Origin of the sequence: Paenibacillus sp. FSL R7-0204 (assembly GCF_038002225.1) — a bacterium.
Classification (GTDB): Bacteria; Bacillota; Bacilli; order Paenibacillales; family Paenibacillaceae; genus Paenibacillus_AQ.
Genome location: NZ_JBBOCA010000001.1, coordinates 3,934,649 through 3,955,068, shown reverse-complemented (window position 1 = coordinate 3,955,068; position 20,420 = coordinate 3,934,649). Strand labels below are relative to the sequence as shown.

17 protein-coding genes are annotated in these 20,420 nt (G+C 48.4%); 15 read left to right on the top strand and 2 right to left on the bottom strand.

Annotated elements, in window-relative coordinates; genetic code table 11:
• Positions 1-27 precede the first annotated feature (27 nt).
• The 3 genes from MKX42_RS17485 to MKX42_RS17475 all read left to right on the top strand — a co-directional run bounded on the left by MKX42_RS17485 (position 28) and on the right by MKX42_RS17475 (position 4,182).
• Positions 28-1,812 (top strand): ABC transporter ATP-binding protein, encoded by a 1,785-nt coding sequence (locus tag MKX42_RS17485; RefSeq protein WP_340753604.1) that lies wholly within the window; start codon positions 28-30, stop codon positions 1,810-1,812.
• A gap of 23 nt (positions 1,813-1,835) precedes the next feature.
• On the top strand, positions 1,836-3,611 hold the full coding sequence (locus tag MKX42_RS17480) for an ABC transporter ATP-binding protein (protein WP_340753603.1): 1,776 nt from the start codon (positions 1,836-1,838) through the stop codon (positions 3,609-3,611).
• Positions 3,612-3,684: 73 nt separating this feature from the next.
• Positions 3,685-4,182: a DinB family protein gene (locus MKX42_RS17475; RefSeq protein ID WP_340753602.1), complete on the top strand. Its 498-nt coding sequence runs from the start codon at positions 3,685-3,687 to the stop codon at positions 4,180-4,182.
• A 29-nt stretch (positions 4,183-4,211) separates the two neighbouring features.
• Here the strand turns inward: MKX42_RS17475 and MKX42_RS17470 are convergent, their stop codons facing one another.
• The gene (locus tag MKX42_RS17470) at positions 4,212-5,588 is read right to left on the bottom strand and encodes an MmgE/PrpD family protein (protein ID WP_340757715.1); all 1,377 of its coding nucleotides are present in this window, start codon (positions 5,586-5,588) and stop codon (positions 4,212-4,214) included.
• 146 nt (positions 5,589-5,734) lie between these two features.
• Complete coding sequence (locus tag MKX42_RS17465; protein WP_340753601.1) at positions 5,735-6,697, bottom strand: LysR family transcriptional regulator; 963 nt, start codon at positions 6,695-6,697, stop codon at positions 5,735-5,737.
• A 222-nt stretch (positions 6,698-6,919) separates the two neighbouring features.
• Here MKX42_RS17465 and MKX42_RS17460 point away from each other — a divergent pair, with 222 nt between their 5' ends.
• The 12 genes from MKX42_RS17460 (at position 6,920) to MKX42_RS17405 (ending at position 20,418) form a co-directional block, all read left to right on the top strand.
• Positions 6,920-7,477, top strand: coding sequence for a DJ-1 family glyoxalase III (locus MKX42_RS17460; RefSeq protein ID WP_340753600.1), 558 nt, complete (start codon positions 6,920-6,922; stop codon positions 7,475-7,477).
• A gap of 14 nt (positions 7,478-7,491) precedes the next feature.
• Entirely contained in the window at positions 7,492-8,043 is a 552-nt protein-coding gene (locus MKX42_RS17455; RefSeq protein WP_340753599.1) for a DJ-1 family glyoxalase III, read from the top strand.
• A gap of 26 nt (positions 8,044-8,069) precedes the next feature.
• Complete coding sequence (locus MKX42_RS17450) at positions 8,070-9,950, top strand: glucose PTS transporter subunit IIA (RefSeq protein ID WP_340753598.1); 1,881 nt, start codon at positions 8,070-8,072, stop codon at positions 9,948-9,950.
• Positions 9,951-9,962: 12 nt separating this feature from the next.
• Complete coding sequence (locus tag MKX42_RS17445; protein WP_340753597.1) at positions 9,963-11,378, top strand: 6-phospho-beta-glucosidase; 1,416 nt, start codon at positions 9,963-9,965, stop codon at positions 11,376-11,378.
• A gap of 199 nt (positions 11,379-11,577) precedes the next feature.
• Complete coding sequence (locus tag MKX42_RS17440) at positions 11,578-12,255, top strand: MBL fold metallo-hydrolase (protein ID WP_340753596.1); 678 nt, start codon at positions 11,578-11,580, stop codon at positions 12,253-12,255.
• A 27-nt stretch (positions 12,256-12,282) separates the two neighbouring features.
• Positions 12,283-14,034 carry an acyltransferase domain-containing protein gene (locus MKX42_RS17435; protein ID WP_340753595.1) on the top strand — a complete coding sequence of 584 codons (1,752 nt, stop codon included), beginning with the start codon at positions 12,283-12,285 and terminating at the stop codon, positions 14,032-14,034.
• Positions 14,034-14,159 (top strand): hypothetical protein, encoded by a 126-nt coding sequence (locus MKX42_RS17430; RefSeq protein WP_340753594.1) that lies wholly within the window; start codon positions 14,034-14,036, stop codon positions 14,157-14,159. The genes MKX42_RS17435 and MKX42_RS17430 overlap by 1 nt, the downstream gene beginning before the upstream one ends.
• Positions 14,160-14,365: 206 nt before the next feature.
• The gene (locus MKX42_RS17425; protein ID WP_340753593.1) at positions 14,366-16,216 is read left to right on the top strand and encodes a sensor histidine kinase; all 1,851 of its coding nucleotides are present in this window, start codon (positions 14,366-14,368) and stop codon (positions 16,214-16,216) included.
• A complete protein-coding gene (locus tag MKX42_RS17420; protein WP_340753592.1) occupies positions 16,213-17,058 on the top strand; it encodes a response regulator transcription factor in 846 nt (281 codons plus the stop codon). Before MKX42_RS17425 ends, MKX42_RS17420 begins: the two co-directional genes overlap by 4 nt.
• Before the next feature lie 254 nt (positions 17,059-17,312).
• A complete protein-coding gene (locus MKX42_RS17415) occupies positions 17,313-18,608 on the top strand; it encodes an ABC transporter substrate-binding protein (protein ID WP_340753591.1) in 1,296 nt (431 codons plus the stop codon).
• Between the two features lie 85 nt (positions 18,609-18,693).
• Positions 18,694-19,578 carry a carbohydrate ABC transporter permease gene (locus MKX42_RS17410; protein WP_036690801.1) on the top strand — a complete coding sequence of 295 codons (885 nt, stop codon included), beginning with the start codon at positions 18,694-18,696 and terminating at the stop codon, positions 19,576-19,578.
• 12 nt (positions 19,579-19,590) lie between these two features.
• Positions 19,591-20,418 (top strand): carbohydrate ABC transporter permease, encoded by an 828-nt coding sequence (locus MKX42_RS17405; RefSeq protein WP_340753590.1) that lies wholly within the window; start codon positions 19,591-19,593, stop codon positions 20,416-20,418.
• Positions 20,419-20,420: the final 2 nt, after the last annotated feature.

Genomic DNA, 20,420 nt, shown 5'->3' with positions numbered 1-20,420 from the left:
GTCTGAAGTGGAACCGGAGGGACTTCCTTGGAATTGCTTAAAAGCTATGCTGAGATGTTGAAATTAACCTATAAATCTATACCACTTTGGTCCTCTTATACAATTTTCAATAGTATATTTGGTGTTGTCTGTAGCTTTTTGAGTTCGGTTATTCTAATCCAGGTCGTATTGAACGGGTTAGCCACGAATAAATCATTTATGGAGATTATAGTCCCTGTTATATTCATTCAAGCCGTGGTCATGCTTGGGGGAATAAGTACATCCTTGTATTACAGCAAAATAGATCCCGTTGCCCGGCAGATTCTTCACAAAAAAATTGTTGCACAGTTAATACATACGATAATGCACACAGATACTAAAAACTTGGACAACGCAGCTTATCTCAACAATTTCTCCTTTGCTATCAACCAGGTTGAGAAGAGGACGACGGGGAGCATATTGTTAATCTCTAATTTGTTATCGAATGTAGCAGGAATCATCGCAACCGTTACAGTCATTGGAGTTATGCATGTTGAGCTGGTTGCCATCGTAGTTCTAACGCTCTGTGCTGCTTTTATAATCAATACTACATTAATAAAGACACAATACCAGTTTGACCAGGACATCCTCTCGCCCAATAGAAAGACGAAATACGTTGAAAGAACCTTTTATATGAAGAGGTATGCGTTAGAGCTAAGGTTGTATCCCATACAGAAGATCTTGTTTAATTTGTACGATAATGCTGTAAAGGAAATCTTACACTTCACGAAAAAGTATGGCTGGAAAACAGGCGCTCTGCAATTCCTGAGAGCTTTTAATCAGGAGGTCATCTTATATTGGGGAACCATGTCAGTTCTTCTATTCTCATTAATTCACAGTGAAAGCGGGACCACAGTTGCTAATATAATTCCTATAACAATTGCAGTATATAGTTTTTCGGGCTATTTATTCGGCTTGACCGAAGTCATTACCTCACTGAAAGAATATCAGCTGTATTCAGATAAGTTATTTCTCTTTTTGCAGCCGGATAAGTCTGTGGAATCTCGCAAAGGATTACCTGTTTCATTAAACAACGGTAATACTATCGCTTTCGAAAATGTAAGCTTTAAATATGCAGCAAATGATAGACAAGTGTTAGAAAATATAACCCTCCGTTTTAATCCAGGTGAAAGGATAGCTTTGGCAGGAGTAAACGGTTCAGGAAAAAGCACTATCATCAAGTTATTGCTAGGTCTGTACGACCATTACTCGGGTGAGATCACGATCAACGGGGAATCCATTCGGAAGCATGATCTACAGCAGTATCGTAAGCAGTTCTCAGTAGTACAGCAGGATTTCCAATATTATACCTGTACAGTAGCGGAAAATATCCTAATGGACAAAGCGGATACCTCGGCAAATACTGTTGCGGAGCAAATCAGGCAAGCCCTTCATGAGGTTGATTTGAACCTGGATCGTACGCCCGAAGAACTATTGAATACCTGCATAACCTCTGAATTTAGTACCGATGGACTCAGCCTATCCAAAGGGCAATATCAAAAAATGGCTATAGCCCGTATCTTTGTGAGTAAAAGGAATTTTATTATCCTTGATGAGCCGACCAGTTCGTTAGATCCTGTAGCCGAATATCAATTGTTCAATCACATTTTAGAACATTTCCATGATAAGACGATTATCATTATTTCCCATCGGTTAACAGCCGCCAAATCAGCGGATAAGATCTATTTGATTGATGGAGGGACTGTCAAGGAAAGTGGCACACATGAACAGCTTTTGAGTCAAGAAGGGAAGTACTCAGAGCTCTATAAACTTCAAGCAGAAAAGTACCTGTAATACAGGGCGGGAGGTGAAATAGAATGAGCAAGAAATTTTCTCTTAGCAATAGCATATTTTACCTGAAATCAATTTTCGTATGTGACTGGATTAGAATACCTGGCCTAATTCTTACTGCATTATTTGTCGCATTCGACACTTGGTTCATTAAGGTGTATGCCATCAAAGTAATCTTAGATGCTTTAATGAATAATTTTGACATTAGCCGAATGATCATTATGGTTTCGATTGTAGTTGGCTTCAAAACCGTTAAACTTGTTTACGATTCTGCCTGGGAATATTACGTGAAACGCTCTGACCCTATCATTATTTCCGGTTTTCAGCATGTTGCTTTCAAGAAGGCTAATGAGGTAGACATCAATTGCTATGATGATACGGATTACTACAACCAATATATCTACTCTGTAGAAGAAAGCTCAACAAGGCCGATTCTCTTCTTAAATAGTTTATTTCAACTAAGCCAAACTATTTTATCCATAACATTTTCCGGAATTTTTATTTTGACTAGTGATCCTCTAATCTTGCTGTTTGTTGCTATTCCTATTCTTGGAGATTCGTTTGTCAGAACAAGGATGATCAAGGCCCGAATAGAGCGAACCCATGCTATCATTCCCGAAAAAAGAAAAATGGATTATGTGCTCCGGACCAGTTATCTTCGAGAGAATGCCCTAGATATTCGTATCACCAATATTCATGTAGTGCTTGAAGAGCTGTTTCTGGAGGGTGTTGAAAATATAATTGAACTCTACAAGAAGTTCAGTAACCGGTTTACGAAATTGTACTTAGTGAGCGATGCCTTTACTCATATTAATAACACTCTGATCCTGCTGTACCTCATATATAAAATCGTAGTTATCCAGACACTTAGCGCAGGGGATTTTATCGCGATTAAAGAAGCTGTGGCGCTAATGAGCAGCAATCTCGGCAAGATTATGGAGAGAATCCAGGCATTTCAGGAGCATAACATATACATAGAACGATTCCGTACCTTTTGCAACTATAGAAACAAGGTAACAGATGGGGATTCCAGAATTCCACAGACCAATTTATCACCTTATCTTCTTCAATTGACTAACGTATCGTTTAGTTATAGCAATCAGTCCGATGTTCTGAAAAATATAAACATTAACATTAAAGCAGGGGAAAAAATAGCAATTGTCGGTAAGAATGGTGCTGGCAAAAGCACATTAATTAAGCTGATGATGCGCTTATACGACGCCACTAAAGGTTCAATAGAATTTAAAGGGGCCGATATTAAAACATTCAACAAACAAGAGTACCTGTCTCAGTTCGATACCGTGTTTCAGGATCATAATAGCTATGCTTGTTCACTAATTGAGAATATTCTGTTTGAGTCTAACCCTACAGCAGAAGAGATTGACAAAATGATGGATATATTGGACAACATAGATTTCTCTTTATTTCTAGAGGATAAGAGCAAGATAGAGCTTGAGTTAACCAAAGAATTCTCAGAGGAGGGGATCATTCTATCTGGCGGTCAAAATCAAAAGGTGGCATTGGCCCGCGCAATGTACAGAGATCATACCGTATTGATTCTAGATGAACCCTCAAGTGCTTTAGATTCCATCTCAGAATACAAGTGGATGCAATTGATGAATAAAGCTGCAATGAACCGTACGGTCATCATAATCTCGCACCGGCTATCCTCTGTAAGAGACTCAGATTGCATCTATTATATGGAAGATGGCCGGATTCTTGAAGCTGGCCCTCACGATGAACTGATGGACCTTCAGGGACAGTACTTCCAGATGTTTAAGGTACAGGCGGATGCTTATTGACAAAGCGTTAGAATCCGGATATATTGAATTTCGGTAAATTATATTTCGCGCAATTAATAGGAGGAGCTTACTGATGTCTGAATCCAATCATGCTTTTGGTCAAGCGCTGGTGAAATCTTTGGTAGGGGAACGCGGACATATTCCGATCGCCCGGGCCTTGCCGGATCTGACGCTGGAGCTTGCAGGTTATACAATAGAGGGAATTCCCTACTCCATCTATCAGTTGGTGAAGCATATGGGCTACTGGCAGGATTTCATGCTGACCCACCTGGAGGGCGGCCAGCCTCAGCGGCCTACAAGCGTACAGGAGAGCTGGCCTGCGGAGAAGGCCCCGGCAGAAGAGTCCCAGCTTCAAGAGGCTATCTCGCATTTGCTGGAAGGAGTCGATAAGGCGGTTGCCATCGCTCAGAATGCCCAGCTTGATGAGCCATTAGCCCATTTTCCAGGGGAGACCAAGGGAGGGCTTCTGCGTAACATTGCCTCTCATAACTCCTATCATCTGGGGGAGATTGTTCTGCTCCGCCGTCTGCAGGGAGCGTGGCCGCCGCCAGGGGGCGGTTATCCTGCTTGAGGACCAGCTAATAGAAGCCACTAAGTCATTCAGATCCGAAGGAGCATATTGGCATTGCTCGTGTTCTCAAGATTTTTGATCAGTCTGATTCTGTCCTGTCCGTTTCTCTCACACGGCGTGCCTGCAATCAATTGACTGAATTTGTGTTCAAGCATCTCCCAGCCGAACGGGGTTTCTGTATCGCCAAGCGGAACAGGCATCCACTTCTCGTATGTACTGCCGTCATGTAATGTCAACACAACACGTGCAGCACAAAAATGCGTCGGGTTCTCATGCAAGTACTGCTGTACTTCCTCATCCTGGGTGACTGTTATTTTTTGAACCAATTCATGAATCTCAGGATCTTCAAAGCTTCTGAAAATTAAAGCCTCTGAATCCATACGGCCATACTTGAGTGCTACGGCTGAAGTAAACTGTGTGCTGGCCTGAGCTCCTATGGCTGTCTTGGGTTTGGGGTTATTTAGACGATAGACGAAGGAAGACGTTCTCACATCGACGGATTTTATCTTCGAAGGTGTGAGATCATACTTATCCCGCATTTCCAGCATGGCATCCAGTGTGGCATGAAGCCCGCGCTGGCAGGCATGACGTTTGAAATAGATACTGGTTATTTTGAAGTTCTGGCCCAATCCTTCAAGCACCTGACTCGTATTACAATGACCGCTGGTACCCTTGAACGCCTGGAAAAACCCATACTTCCCTTCAAGCGCAGCATCCGGGCCGGTAAATCCGCAGGCCGCCAGTCTTACAGCCCTCATCCCTGTTAGAGCAGCCCAGCCGCTGCACAGAATTTTGCCGGAAGTCCCGTCGTTCTGATATTCTATTAATCCCCCTGTGAACAGCGAAGCAATTCCCATAGCATCCTTGGTCCGGGAAGTATCCGCATCCGTTAATTTGCTTACCAAAGCAGCAGCCGCGACCGCCCCGCATACCCCGGTAGCATCAAAGCCCCGTTCCCGGTACATAAAGGGATTAATCGCCTCGCCTAACCTGGCGTACACATCATATGCTGCCACAATTGCCGTAATCATTTGTTTGCCGTCCTTGCAGTGCAGCTCTGCCATACTAAGCAGGAGGGGGACCAGCACAGAGCCGGGATGCCCCATGGCGTGGCGGTATCCATCATCCAGATCTGCGCAACGTGCCAGCATCGTATGTACGAACACCGCTGTATCTGAACTGGTATGGATCTCCTCCTCACCGATCAGCGATACCGGAGCTTCACTTGTATTCAAGCTATCTGCCATCTGCGCATACTCCATAATGCGCTCACTTGTTTCAGAGTAACGGCCGAACACCAGATTCCCGTAGGCATCCAGGATCACCTGTTTACCAACCTCTATAGCCCTTTCGGATAGATCCTCATACCGGAGACGGGCCACATAATCTGCCAGTTCAACAATCATGTAACTCACAACCTTCACCTCATTATTTTGACTTCAACCTGCAGAAGTTTACACAACAAAATATAAGGTTGCGTTATTGCTTAACTCAAGCACAAGTTAACTGCACTTACTCAACTTTTGGATGCATAGGAGCAAATCAAGCATGCTTACGACTGCTGGAGATACGATGCAGGGCTACAGTAGCGTTTTACTATTTTTTTCAAATCCTCCGTATAGGACGGGAAAATTTTATTTCTATGATAAATTAGCGCCAGCGGGTTAAAGTAAGCAAAGTCCGAAATCGGAAACACATGAAGATGGGAGTTCGTATTACCGGACTCATTAAGCCCATCGATTCCCCTGAGATACATTGTGAGACAGAAGCTGGCTGCATAGTCTTCGGCACACAACAGATGATGGATATCAGGCTGAGTCAGTTCATTAATGCAGTTCAGCGATATTCCGCGTTCAGACAGATGCTTGTCAAGCAGAATACGGGAATTGAAGTTTTTCTTGTTCAGCACAAACGGCACATGCTGGAACAGTCTGAGGTCGGCACCATCGGCAAACGTATTGATACATCCCGGATATTGATCCGGAAAATACTGCTTCAGTAAATTGTCCGAGATCACAATATACATCTGCTCATGGAGAATCGTCTCGTACTTCACAAGTGGAGTAACAATATTATCAACACCAGACAGAAACAGATCCAGCGAATTGTTCAGTACCATCTCCTGCATCTGCGGTGAAGTCCTTCGATGAATAATCAACTCGACCTTGGGGTGAAGATCGTAGAACTCCTTTAACAGCTTCGGAACAATAATGGGATAGCGCCCTTCAGTGATCCCGAAGTGGATGCTACCCGATTTATCTTCCTTAAGGTCTATGAGCTGATTCTCCATATTTTGATCCAGAAGCTCAATCTGACGCAAGGTGTTCTGCATGATTTTCCCGGCGGATGTTAAGGTTATTTTGGGCTTCCTCTCAAAAAAAGCAACACCATGCTTCTCTTCCAGCCCTTTTAAGTATTTGCTTAAAGATTGGTGGGAAATATAGAGACGTTTGGCTGCATTTGAAATGTTCAGCTCTTCGGCCAGAACTAGAAAGTATTTATAGTTATTGAGCATGAGTACCTCCTGGTTAGATCCATTCGAGATTTTGACGGTAATTGTGATAGTAACTGTACCATCATACTGCAGCTAATAGTTACATACAAGCAGTATATATGTGCTTTCGAGTTGCGTATGTTCATGCTAAATTATGAATGTAACCGCGGCTACATTAGCGTTGTAAGCGTAAGCAGGCGACTGTTGTCCTGCAGGGAATTGAAATAACAGGAGGGTATGAACGTGAGCAAAGTTGCAGTTATACTGGCAGAAGGATTTGAAGAGAGTGAAACACTGACCATTGTGGATATTTTGAGACGGGCACAGATCGAGTGTCACATGTTCAGTACAGCAGGTGAACTCGTTCGCGGCAGTCACGACATTGTAGTCAAAGCAGATGCAATTATTGGTGATGATGTTAAAAGCTACGACATGATCGTACTGCCCGGAGGCATGCCGGGAGCGGCTAATCTTCGCGATGACGACCGGGTCATCAGACTGCTCCAAGAGATGAATGAAGCGGGGAAATTTGTAGGAGCGATGTGTGCAGCTCCTCTTGCACTAGGCAGAGCAGGGGTGCTGGAGAATAAGAATTTCACCGCTTATGTCGGTTATCAGGACAAGATTGAAACGAGCGGCTCCTTTAAGGAAGATGTTGTTGTCATTGACGGCAATCTCATTACAAGCCGGGGACCGGCAACCTCATATGCGTTCGCTTACGCATTGGTGGATGCATTAGGTGGAGATAGTATGGCTGTCAAGAACCGAATGGTATATTTCAACGCATTTGATGCTGAATAGGAGGAATACACATCATGAGTAAAATAGCAGTACTGATGGCGGAAGGTTACGAAGAAGGCGAAACATTAACCATTGTAGATATCTTGAGAAGAGCCGGACTGACCTGTGATACATTCTATTTCGGCGACAAGCTGGTTAAGGGCATGCACGGCATTTATGTGGAGGGTGACAAGCCTTTTGGCGAAGAAGTTAAAGCGTACGACATGGTTGTACTGCCGGGCGGCCGTCCAGGAGGACAGAATCTGAAAGAGAATCCGGACGTTATTGCAATGGTGCAATACTTCAACCAGAACAATAAACACATCGCTGCAATGTGCTCGGGAACCGTCGTCTTATCCGATGCTAAAGTTATTGAAGGCAAAGAGGTAACTGGATATGTGGGCTATGCGGAAAAGCTGATTGGCGGTATTTTCAAAGACCAGGTCGTTGTAGCGGATCAGAATCTTGTTACGAGCCAGGGTCCGGCAACGCCATATCCGTTCGCCTATAAGATTGCGGAAATCTTCGGCAAGGATACCTCCGCACTGCGTGAGAAAATGTTATACCATATGGCCGGGGGCAAGTAGGGACAGCTAAGAAGGCGGGGGAACTTATGAAAACAGAGGATTTGGCAAAAGAGATTATTGCCAACATAGGTCAGGATAATATTACGTATGCCACCCATTGTGCAACAAGATTGAGATTCAATGTAAAAGATGAATCTCTGGTCAATTTGAAAGCGCTTGATCGGCTGGAGGGTGTGCTCAGAGCCCAGTTCAACAGCGGACAGCTGCAGATCATAATTGGTGCAAAAGTCAAAATTGTATTCGATGCAGTGAGTGAACGACTCGATCTGGAGAATTCAGATATCGAAGTCAAAAGTGTGAAGCAGAAAAAGAATGTGATATCACGGGTTATAGAGACGATTGCAGGTATATTCGGACCTGTAATCCCTGTATTGATCGGATGCGGCATGGTCAAGTCTGTACTGGCCATTCTGACTACCATGAAGCTCTTGGAGACAACAAGCGGCGCGTATGTAACCTTTAATCTGATTAGTGATCTGATCTTCTATTTCTTCCCCTTCTTCCTTGCGGTTAGTGCAGCTAAGAAATTCAAAACAAACGAGTATCTGGCAGTCGCCCTCGCAGGGGCGTACATGTACCCTACCATTATGGAGGGGGCGGCCAAAGCAGCGGAGACAGGTATTACCAGCATAAGCTTTTTTGGGCTACCGTTACTGCTGGTCAATTATAAATCCACCATTATTCCGATCATTCTCTCCGTATGGGTCATGAGTTATGTATACCGCTTCGTGGACAAACGCATCCCGGATATGTTCAAAATCCTGTTCGTTCCGATGCTTGTGCTATTCATCATGGTTCCACTGGGACTGATCGCCATTGGGCCGCTTGGAACCTACATCGGCAAGGGTGTAGCCGCGGTTGTCACATATCTGTATACGGTGAATGGTGTCATCGGCTCCTTCCTGTTCGGAACCTTCAGACCGATTCTGATTATCTTCGGCATGCACTATGCGATTACACCCATCAACAGCCAGCTGATTGCAGAATACGGCTATTCCGTAATTTCTCCGGCGAACCTGACAGGGAATCTGGCTCAGGCCGGAGCTTGTCTGGGCGTATTCTTCTTATTGAAGCATAAAGCCAGCAAGTCAAGTGCATTATCCAGCGGTGTAACCGCATTGTTCGGTATCACAGAGCCGGCGATCTTCGGATTCAATCTGAAGTACAAAAGACCATTTATCTGTGCCATGTTAGCCGGCGGTATTGGAGCTGCTTATATTAACTTTTGGGGTGGCGGTGCTACAGCCTTAATCTTGCCGGGCATCCTGGCATTGCCAACCTATATCGCAGACAGCTATATTCACATCATTATTGGTATTGCAATCAGTATTATTCTTGCTATGGGGGCTGTGCTGATCTGGGGCATTGAAGAGGATATTCCGGCAACCGCTAATGCTGCTTCCGGAGATGCTCCTGCCACACCGGTTAGCCCTGTGACCAGCGGAGCTGCCTGTCCGGCAGGACCCCTTATGATCTGCTCCCCTATTAATGGAACAATCAAAGATATCACTGCAATTGATGATCCGATCTTTGCTCTGGGCAGCGGGGCAGCCGTTGAATCCGTGGATGGAAAGGTATATGCCCCGTTTAACGGAAAGGTTGTATCCTTATTTCCAACCCGTCATGCGATCGGTCTGATGTCCGATGAAGGTGTTGAGATGCTGGTACATGTCGGAATCAATACGGTCAAGCTAAAAGGCAAGCACTTTACTGCACATGTGCAGCAGGATCAGATTATCCGGCAAGGTGATGTGCTGCTGGAATATGATGTTGAAGCGATCCGAGCAGCCGGATATGATACCGTCGTTCCAATTATTATCTCCAATACATTTGATTATCAAGGTGTAGAACAGGTTGCTGCCGGTCGTGTGGCCCCGACTGAGCACCTGCTGCGTATACAAGTCTGAGGAGGGGTCATCATGAGCAAGTTAGCAGAAGACTTCCTGTGGGGAGGCGCTGTAGCAGCCAATCAGGTTGAAGGGGGCTGGAACCGGCGCGGCAAGGGTGTCAGTGTTGCAGATGTGATGACAGCTGCTGCGCATGGTGTAGAGCGGAGAATCACCGATGGAATTGAAGAGAATGTGTATTATCCCAGCCATGAGGCAAGTGATTTGTATGCCCGCTACAAGGAAGATATCAAGCTGTTTCATGAGATGGGGTTCAAATGCTTCAGAACCAGTATCGCTTGGACCCGGATCTTCCCCAACGGGGATGAAGTAGAGCCGAATGAGGAAGGGCTGCAATTCTATGATGACCTGTTCGATACTTGCCTGGCCTACGGAATTCAGCCGGTGGTCACAATCTCGCACTTCGAGATGCCTTATCATCTGGTGACAGCATACGGAGGATGGCGCAACCGCAAATTGATTGATTTCTACCTAAACTACTGCGAAGCCATCTGTACCAGGTACCGGACCAAGGTCAAGTATTGGATGACTTTTAATGAAATCAACATGATTGTACGAAAGCCCTGGAAGCCAGGAGGTATCAAGTGGGCTGAAGGGGAGAACAAGCTGCAAACGATGTATCAGGCAGCACATTATATGCTGGTAGCCAGTGCAAGGGCAGTCAAGCTGGGTAAAGAGATCAATCCCGAATTTGTCATCGGCGGAATGTTCCTTCATCCAACGTCTTATGCAGCAACCTGTGATCCTAATGATGTGCTCGCCCATGTCAAAAAACTTCAACAAGCCTACTTTCTGCTCGATGTTCATGTCAAAGGGAAGTACCCGGCCGCGTACTATGCCTTTCTGAAGCAGCACGACCTGGAGATCCAGACAGCGCCTGAGGACGCAAGAATTCTAACCGAGGGAACGGTAGACTATATCGGCTTCAGCTATTATTCCAGCTCTGTTGTTATGGCTAATCCCACAGACCAGGATAAGAGCGAGGGGAATGAGATCAGCGGATACAAGAATCCGCTCCTGCCGGCCAGTGAATGGGGTTGGCAGATTGATCCGGTCGGCCTCAGAATTACGCTCAACTGGCTGTATGACAAGTACCAAATTCCACTTTTCATCGTAGAGAATGGTCTTGGTGCCGTAGATACACTGGAGCAGGATGATAAAGTGCATGATCCTTATCGAATTGACTATCTTAGACGGCATGTGGAAGAGATGAAAAAAGCCATACTGGAAGATGGGGTAGAAGTGATGGGCTATACCCCTTGGGGTTGCATTGATCTTGTCAGTGCAGGAACAGGAGAAATGAAGAAGAGATACGGCCTGATCTACGTTGATAAAGACAATGATGGCAAAGGCACCTTAAGAAGGGTCAAAAAAGATTCGTTCCACTGGTACAAGGAATGTATCGCCAGCCACGGGGAGAATTTGTAGGCAACAATCATTCGACATGATTTGTAACAAAAAAGAAATATACGTTTTTATGTGGAAAGTCTGCAATGCTAGATTGCAGGCTTTTTGCTATGGAAGCAATAACATTCATTGACAGTTCGCGAAAAAATAGATGATAATTTAGTAGATTCATCCTATAAATAATGGAAATTAGATCTATCAAATCTTCAAGGAGGCGGGCATGGAATCAACCTATGATCTGTTTACGATCAAAACACATTGTATGAATTTCCTGAACTACGCATATCTAGGAATTGACAAGACCTCCCGCAAAGCTTTTGTGGTTGATCCGTCTTGGGATGTATCTCAGATGATCCGTATTCTGGATTCGCATGAGGCCACAGTCACGGCTGTTCTGCTGACCCACTCTCATTTTGATCATACCAATATGGTGAAGAAGCTTGAACTGCTCTATCGTCCTACTGTCTACATCTCCAAAACTGAGGCCGATTACTATAAATACCGCTGCAACAGGCTCCGAACCGTCGAGGATATGGACCTCATTCGTATCGGTGATTCACGAATCACCTGTCTTGTGACGCCTGGACATACGCAGGGAAGTGTCTGTTACTGGGGGCAGGACCATCTGTTCTCCGGGGATACGGTATTTATTGAAGGCTGCGGCTTATGCGACAGCAGCGGTGGTTCGGCCGAGGATATGTTCCACAGTATCCACCGGCTCATCCGGCTGATTCCTCCCAGCACCCGGGTATACCCGGGACATTCCTTCGGCGATCCGCCAGGCAAAGAGATGAGCTATCTCTACAAAAATAATCTGTATTTTCAGATTGATGATATCAATCATTTTGTGAAATTCAGGAACCGTAAGAATAATGCCAGACTGTTTGATTTCAAATAAGCCGCTTTACAATCAGGGGGTACGGAAATGCACAGCGAAATCGTGTTTATGTTCTCCGGGCAAGGCTCGCAATATAATAAAATGGGGCTTGAACTGTTCGGGAAGCAGCCGGTATTCCGGCAATCGATGGAACGCCTGGACCGGATTGTTCATGGGCTGACCGGCAAGAGCGTGATCGAAGAGCTGTATCAGAACTCACGAGGTAAGGGCGCCAGCTTCGAAAATATTGTCTTTTCCCACCCTGCAATCTTCATGGTGCAATACGCGCTGGCGGAGACTCTGGAAGCTGAGGGAATAACCCCACGCTACACGCTGGGAGTCAGTCTCGGGGAGTATGTTGCGCTGGCGGTGGCTAAGGTACTGACGCCTGAACAGGTGCTGGAGCTGATTGTGACGCAAGTACGGCTGCTTGAGGATACCTGCGGCAACGGTGCGATGATTGCCGTTCTGGATCATGTGCAGCTCTATCACGGGAACGCCGAGCTGAACACCCGCTCCGAGCTGATCGCTGTGAATTTCGACAAGCACTTCACCATCGCCTGCAGAAGCGGGCATACCGGCGAAATCCAGCAGTTCCTTAGAGAACAGGGCGTGGCCAGCCTGAAGCTGCCTGTGAACTACGCCTTTCATTCGGCATTCATCGATGAACTGGAGAAGCCTTACCGTACATATATGCAAAAGCTCGATTACAAGACGCCTGCTCCGGGAGTGACACTGGTATCGGCCATGACCGGGGGGAATGTGCAAATGGTGGATGAATCATTCTTGTGGGATGTAGTGAGGAAGCCGATGAATTTCCGCACAGCCCTGGAGGATCTGACTGCCGGCGGGCCGCGGCTGCTGCTCGATCTGAGCCCGTCGGGTACACTGGAGAACTTCAGCAAGTATATTCTCGGCAAGCCGCTGGCCCATAAGGTCCGCTCAGTGGTTACGCCGATGGCCAGCGAGCTGGGGAAGCTGAATGAGATTGTGAATGATACCTTAGGGGGCCTGAAGATGCAATTTACAAGCTTGCCAAAGTCATACCACGTGTTCCTCTCAGAGACCGTGAGACGAATTCAACTGGAGCTGGAAGGACCGGAGGGATGTTACCCGCTGAAGCTGAGTCTGGTTTCGTTGCCGGCGGAGGAGGGGCCGTTCGATTATCTCAGCGCGGAGGAGAAGAAGCAGTATTACAGCTTCCAGTATCCCAAGAGACGCAATAGCTATGTGCTGGGAAAGTTGGCAGCCAAAATGGCCGTGGCCGGTGAGCAGGAGGATCTGGCCGGGATTCAGATCGAGCACGGCATTCTGTGCCAGCCGCTTGTGGCGGGAAGCACCCGCCGGGTGAGCATCACCCATTGCGATACGCTGGGAGCGGCGGTGGACTATGATCCGCGCCTTCTCGCTGGCGTTGACATAGAGCTTGTGGACGAGAAGGCCGTGGAGGCCATCAGAAGAATCACCAGCAGGCAGGAGGAAGAACTGAACTATGAGCTGGGGCCCCAGCTTGCAACGCCGCTCTTTCTAACCTTGCTCTGGACGGCTAAGGAAGCGATGTCCAAGGTGATTCAGACCGGGTTCACCGTACCTACCGAGCTGTTCGAAATCAAGCAGAGCAGCCGCTGCGGGCAGGGGGTCATTAGCCAGTTCAAGAATTTCCCGCAATTCAAGGCGGTATCCGTCTTGCGCGAGGAATATGTATACACCCTTGTGCTTCCGGCCAAAGCCATGACCGGTGCTACAGAATCCCGGCTGCTGCAAGCTTTGGAGGGGCTGTTGCCTGAACACCTACGCTGATGACTGATATCCTGCGCAAGTACAGCTATGAGGTAGTGGAGGTTGCAGATTTCCAGGCGGTGGAGAAAATCTTCGAGCAGGAAGTGCCGCAGCTGGTGCTGCTTGACCTGAACCTGCCAGCATAGAGCCGCTCCCCATTCATCTGGATGACCGCAATTTCAGCATCTCCTGCAAGGGCGCGGGTTATATTGTTGACTCGTCGGTGATGGGAGGGACGCGTAAGTGAGTATCAGGCTGTTCCGGTCTTTTGCGCGCGACCAGAGCCGCTGCTTTTCTGTTTTTATAATTTGTGTATAATACATGTACAACCATACATGTAACGGAGGGAACGATGAAGCGGTTCATGTCATATCCATCCCTCTTGAAGAGGTTAAGGGCGGATCTGCCCTATCTGTTCAGCGGCAGTATGCCGCTGCGGCGGAAGATTCTGCTAAGCAACCTCCTGATTGTCCTGCTGGCACTGGTGATTTTCATGGTCAGCATTCAGCGGATTGTCTTCAATCAGACTCTGGATAGAACCACGGCAAGCTCACAGCAGGAAGTGAGACTGGTCAAGCAGTCGATGGAGACGGTGTTCCAGTCGGTCCAGAATTTCACCAAGTTCGTGCTGATTAATCAGGACACCCAGAAGCTGCTCAGCAGAGATAACGGTGCCGGCAATGATGTGGCTGCACTGAAGGCGATCTACAATACACTGGCTGCAATGCTGGTGACCGAGCCGAATATTGATTCTGTTATTATTGAATCCTTGAATGGCAACCTCTATTACACCTCCAATCTGACCGGCGTGACCCGGGAGAGCCTTAGGATCTACCCCCGAGCGGAGATTGATGCAGCCAGAGGCGGGGCGGTCTGGGCGGATTCACTTACGCCTGCCTTTCTGTCCGGGATGAAGCACAAGAATATGATCAGTGTGGGCAGGGTCATTAAGAGCATGGAGAAGGGGACCCCGCTTGGTTATATCTATGTCAACATTGACGAGCGGACGCTTGCCCGCCTCTATCATAATGAACAGAACCCGGAAAGCGCTACGCTGGTCATTAACCGGAACGGAAGAATCATCTCTGCGAATGAAACCACAAGAGTGAACCAGACGGTCGCGGAGGCATCCCTTACGGATTGGGTCAAGTCAGTCTCACAAGGAACCCGGACCCAGGAGGTCGCCGGAGACCGTTATTTAGTATCCATGCAGAGTCTCGCTCCCTATGAGTGGAAGGTAGTCCAGCTGGTGACGATATCAGAGCTAACCTACGGGTACTGGAAAATCGCCCTGCTGCTGGCCGGGTTCGGCCTGATCAGCATCCTGTCAGCAGTGCTTTTGTCTATTCTGTTCACCCGCCGGCTGACCCGGCCTCTCAGCCAGCTTAGCGAGGTGATTGTTGAGGTGGGCAGCGGGAATCTGGAGCGGCGCGCCGCCGCCGATTCTGAGGACGAAGTCGGCCGGCTGGGAGCTACCTTCAATGAAATGGTGGAGCGCATCCAGGGCTTGATGGTCCAAGTGGAGATGGAAGAGCAGACCAAACGGATTCTGGAGCTGCGGCTGCTCTATTCGCAGATCAAGCCGCATTTCCTGTACAATACACTGGACACGATCCGTGCGATGGCTGTGATGTCGGGGGCGAAGGACATCAGCAAGATGCTGAAGGCGCTGGGAGAGTTCTACCGGATATCGCTTAGTAACGGAAAGGAGCTGATTACGGTAGCCCAGGAGCAGAAGCATCTGGAGAGCTACCTGTATATTCAGCAGATCCGTTTCCCTAAGCTGAACTACCGGATATCGTTCGGACCGGGACTGGAAGCCTGCCTGGTGCCGACTATGCTGCTTCAGCCGCTGGTCGAGAATGCGATCCACCATGGCATTAGAGGAATGTCGGACGGCGGCTGGTGTGAAATTACCTGCGAAGCGGAAAGCACGGACGGACAGAGTCTGCTTCTCTTCACCGTCCGCGACAACGGCAAAGGCATGAGTGAAGAGCAGCAGCGGCTGATCTGGTCCGGGCATGACAGCGCGGAGAGGTACAGCTTCGGACTCCAAAATATTCAGGACCGCATCCGCCTTCGGTTCGGAGGGGCTTATGGAATCCTGCTAACCTCTGCGCCGGGCCAGGGCGTAGAAGTGAAGCTGCGCTTGCCGCTGCTTAAGCAGACGAACCAACAGGAAGAGGGGACAGTCAGACTATGAGCACAGCACCGGTAGCCCGCGTCCTGATTGTGGATGACGAATATTATTTCAGGCAGCTGCTGATCCGTCTGGTGGATTGGGAAGCCGCCGGGTTCGAGGTGGCTGCAGAAGCCGATGACGGCTCAGCCGCGCTACAGATCATCGGGGAGCAGCATATCGATCTCATCATTACGGATATTGAGATGCCGAATATGAACGGGCTTGAATTCATTGGGGAGGTCCGTAAGCTGAATTCGGCAGCCAAGCTGATTTTCATCACCAGCTACGATAATTTCTCTTATGCACAGCAGGCTATCTCGCTTGGAGCGGACCATTATCTGCTGAAGCCCGTCGATGAGGATGCTGTCGAACAGGCCCTACGCACGATCCGGACGCAGCTGACAGAGAAGTGGGAGGCAGAGCGCTACATCAACCGGCTCAGAATCAAAGCCGGAGATGTGCAGGAGCCGCAGGCAGGCGATGCCCGTGCTCAGAAGCGGAAGAGCAGCGGCACTGCCTTAATCGGCAAGACTATTGCCTATGTGACGGCACATTATGCCGAGGATACATTGTCACTCCAGAGTACGGCCAGCGCTCTGTTTGTGAACCCTAGCTATTTAAGCCATGCGTTTAAGAAGGAGACCGGCGAGTCTTTTGTGGAATATGTGACGAACGTCCGTCTTGGCGAGGCTATGAAGCTGCTCAGCCAAGGGGCCTCCGGGGAGGAAGCCCCGGCGCCCAAGATTGCTACGATAGCCCGGCAGGTGGGCTATAAGGACCCGTTCTATTTCAGCAAATGCTTCAAGAAACGTTACGGAATGACCCCGAATACCGTATACAGCGGCTCCTATTCGGATACATAAAGAGCAGCTATACGCAGGGCCCGGTGTTTTGCAGCCGGGCTTTTTCGCTGATTAGATTTTTGCTGAATAAAGTTAACCTTATGTTAAGCTGCCGTTAACATGGGAACGCCCCGTAAATTGAGTGTAAAGTAATCTGACATACCTAAAAATTTTACTGTTAGAACCAATATATCTCCATTCGTACACGGCGGTTCACTTGTTAAGATGATACCTGTAAGTCAAAACCCGAAATATTGAAAGGTGGTCCAACACAAATGTTCGGAAAAAAGCTTGGGGTAGTTGCAGCATCCATCGCGCTTAGCAGTGTAGTGCTTAGTGCTTGCGGAGGAGCCAATGGTAACGAAGGGGCAACTCAGAATCAGGATGCGAAAGCGGCGGAAGGCAAGGAATCTGTCTCCTTATGGATGTTCGATGCAGATCCGATGTACCAGGCTGCTGCCGAGGCTACCGCAGCGGAAGTCGGCGTGGATTTGAATTATGAGTACATACAGGACGAGACCTACAAGACCAAAATCAGTGTTGCGCTGGCTGCCAATGAGCTTCCGGATGTCTTCCAGCAGCATGCCGGGAAGTCCTACCGGACACCTGTACTGCAATCGAAAACGGTTGCCCCGCTGAACGATACCCTGGATTCCACAGGACTTGGCGCGAAATTTCTGGACAACCAGCTGGTGAAGGAGGAAGACGGCAATATCTATTCCGTTCCTTCCAATATCAGTACAACCCTGGTCTTCTACTATAACAAAAAGCTCATGAGCGATCTGGGCGCTACGCCTCCGGCAACCTGGGACGATCTTCAGGCGCTTGTATCCAAGGCTGGTGATAAAGGGATCATCCCTATCGCCCTTGGCGGCAAAGAAAGATGGCAGGGCGATCTGCTGTACAACCTGCTCGTAGCGCGTCAGGACGTTAACGCCTTCGACAATGCGATTAAAGGCGATGCGAAGTTTACGGATGCTCCATTTGTAGATGCAGCTAAGCAGGTAGCCACCCTGGTAAGCAGCAATGCCTTCCAGAAGGGCTTTCTCGGCTCGGCTTATCTGGATGCCCAGGAGCTTTTCAAGAACGATAAGGCTCTGATCTGGATCGACGGCAGCTTCAACTTCGGCGCGCTGTCGAAGGCCATGGGCGATAATCTCGGATATATTGCATTCCCGAAGACTGGTGCAGAGGATGTCTACAGTGCAACGATCGGCTTCCAGAACTCGGCGGCGCCTTACTCCTTGTTCGTGAACAACAGCTCCAAGCACGTGGGCAAAGCCAAGGAATTCGCCATTAAGCTGTCCCTCAAGCTCAATGATGAGTTCGTACGCAAAGGCCTGCCCGGATATGCGGCCAGCGAAGTGAAGTCGGAGTCGCAGAATGAGCAGCTGTCCGCTTATGCTACGGATATCAGCAAAACAGCCAAAACCCAAGCGATGTGGTTCGGCCTGCTGTCGGCAGATACAGGTCAGGAATACCGCGATATGACGCAGCAGCTCTATGGCGGCAATCTGACGCCTGAAGAATACACTGCACAGCTGGAAACATTGCTCCGTTCGGCAGAGTAAGACACGTTTTACAAATATAATAGGGGAAAGGCGATGCAGTCTCTTGGACCGCATCGCTTTTCTGCACTCTGATAGGTGGATAGTGATGGAAAGAGCGCTCTCGGATAAGAAATTAATCGCTTTGTTTCTAGTGCCTGGTTTAACCGTATTTCTGGTCTTCTATTTCGTGCCGATCCTCATGACAGCGTATTACAGCTTCCAGGAGTGGGACGGAATTAACCCTATGGCCTTCGTGGGCCTGGACAATTACACCAAGATGTTCACCGCAGATAAAAGCTTCTGGAAGGCGGTATGGAACAGTGTGGCCTTCCTGCTGACAGGCGTGTTCGTTCAGCTTCCGCTCTCGTTCGGCCTGGCGCTGCTGGTCTCCCGCAAAATGAAGGGACGTAAATGGTTCCGCAATATTTACTTTTTCCCGGTGGTCATGTCAACGACGATGGTCAGTCTGCTGTGGGTCAAAATCTACGATCCGAACATTGGGATGCTGAACACACTGCTGGAAGCCGCTCACCTCGGCAGCTGGGCGCAGGCTTGGCTTGGAGACACCAAGACAGCACTCTTGTCAGTCCTGATCGTAACAACCTGGCATTATGTTGGCTATAACATGCTGATACTGTTCGCCGGTATCCAGGGTATCTCGGAGCAGTACTATGAGGCTGCGAAGCTGGATGGAGCTGTCGGCTGGAAAGCCGTCCGTTATATCACGCTTCCGTTATTATCTGATGTGCTGCGGATCTGTGTCGTGCTCAACGTGATTTATGCGCTTAAGACCTTTGAAAGTGTGTATGTGATGACGAATGGCGGACCGCTGCATTCCACAACCATGATTGCTCTGAAAATGTTCCAGGAAGCGTTCCTGAAGCAGAACTTCGGTTACGGCAGCGCACTTGCTGTGTTCATGGTGCTGGAGTGTCTAATCATCGCCTGGGTGCTCAATAAAGTGCTTACCCGTGAAAAAATTGAATATTAAGGAGGACCGGACATGCTGAAGACTACCAAAAACACAGGCCTCTATCTGCTGATGGGCCTCATTGCCGTCCTCCAGTTGTTCCCGCTCTACTGGCTTGTGGTCAGTGCATTTAAGGATAATTCGGAGATTATCGGCGGAGTGGTCTGGGCGCTCCCCACAGAATGGCGGTTTAGCAATTTCTCAGAGGCCTGGGTAAGCGCCAAGGTGAATCAATACTTTTTCAACAGTGTGTCAGTTACGCTGATTACCCTCTTTTTCGTGCTGCTGTTCGCTTCGATGATGGCTTACGCGCTGACACGGATGAGATTCAAATATAACGGACTGATTCTGTTCATTCTGCTCATGGGGGTCATGGTGCCGATTCATGCTACGCTGATTCCGTTGTTCATGATCCTGAAGAATCTTGGCCTTCTCAGCTCACGGCTGTCGATTATCCTGCCGTACATTGCCGTGAATCTGCCGATTGGCGTCTATATGCTGTCTGCGTTCCTGCGGAGTATGCCGAAGGAGCTGGAGGAAGCCGCGTTTATCGACGGCTGCGGGGTAGTGAAGTCCTTCTTCAAGGTCGTGCTGCCGCTGCTGAAGCCGCCTCTGGCCTCGGTTGCGATCTTCGTGTTCCTCGCCGTGTGGAATGAGCTGCTGATGGCGGCAACCTTCATCCAGAAGGAATCGCTGCGGACGCTGCCGCTCGGGCTGATGAACTTCAGCGGCCAGTACAGCATTAGCTGGGGACCGCTGGCTGCAGCAATGGTAATCTCCACGCTGCCGATTCTGCTCGCTTATGTGCTGTTCAGCGACCAGATGGAGAAGAGTTTCACCGCAGGCGCAATTCTGAAATAAGA

Coding starts and splice junctions, on each gene's coding strand:
- MKX42_RS17470 (WP_340757715.1), bottom strand. CDS start 5,588: ATGATTGTTGAACTGGCAGATTATGTGGCCCGTCTCCGGTATGAGGAT.
- MKX42_RS17405 (WP_340753590.1), top strand. CDS start 19,591: ATGCTGAAGACTACCAAAAACACAGGCCTCTATCTGCTGATGGGCCTC.
- MKX42_RS17435 (WP_340753595.1), top strand. CDS start 12,283: ATGCACAGCGAAATCGTGTTTATGTTCTCCGGGCAAGGCTCGCAATAT.
- MKX42_RS17465 (WP_340753601.1), bottom strand. CDS start 6,697: ATGCTCAATAACTATAAATACTTTCTAGTTCTGGCCGAAGAGCTGAAC.
- MKX42_RS17440 (WP_340753596.1), top strand. CDS start 11,578: ATGGAATCAACCTATGATCTGTTTACGATCAAAACACATTGTATGAAT.
- MKX42_RS17450 (WP_340753598.1), top strand. CDS start 8,070: ATGAAAACAGAGGATTTGGCAAAAGAGATTATTGCCAACATAGGTCAG.
- MKX42_RS17425 (WP_340753593.1), top strand. CDS start 14,366: ATGAAGCGGTTCATGTCATATCCATCCCTCTTGAAGAGGTTAAGGGCG.
- MKX42_RS17475 (WP_340753602.1), top strand. CDS start 3,685: ATGTCTGAATCCAATCATGCTTTTGGTCAAGCGCTGGTGAAATCTTTG.
- MKX42_RS17415 (WP_340753591.1), top strand. CDS start 17,313: ATGTTCGGAAAAAAGCTTGGGGTAGTTGCAGCATCCATCGCGCTTAGC.
- MKX42_RS17410 (WP_036690801.1), top strand. CDS start 18,694: ATGGAAAGAGCGCTCTCGGATAAGAAATTAATCGCTTTGTTTCTAGTG.
- MKX42_RS17480 (WP_340753603.1), top strand. CDS start 1,836: ATGAGCAAGAAATTTTCTCTTAGCAATAGCATATTTTACCTGAAATCA.
- MKX42_RS17455 (WP_340753599.1), top strand. CDS start 7,492: ATGAGTAAAATAGCAGTACTGATGGCGGAAGGTTACGAAGAAGGCGAA.
- MKX42_RS17445 (WP_340753597.1), top strand. CDS start 9,963: ATGAGCAAGTTAGCAGAAGACTTCCTGTGGGGAGGCGCTGTAGCAGCC.
- MKX42_RS17430 (WP_340753594.1), top strand. CDS start 14,034: ATGACTGATATCCTGCGCAAGTACAGCTATGAGGTAGTGGAGGTTGCA.
- MKX42_RS17420 (WP_340753592.1), top strand. CDS start 16,213: ATGAGCACAGCACCGGTAGCCCGCGTCCTGATTGTGGATGACGAATAT.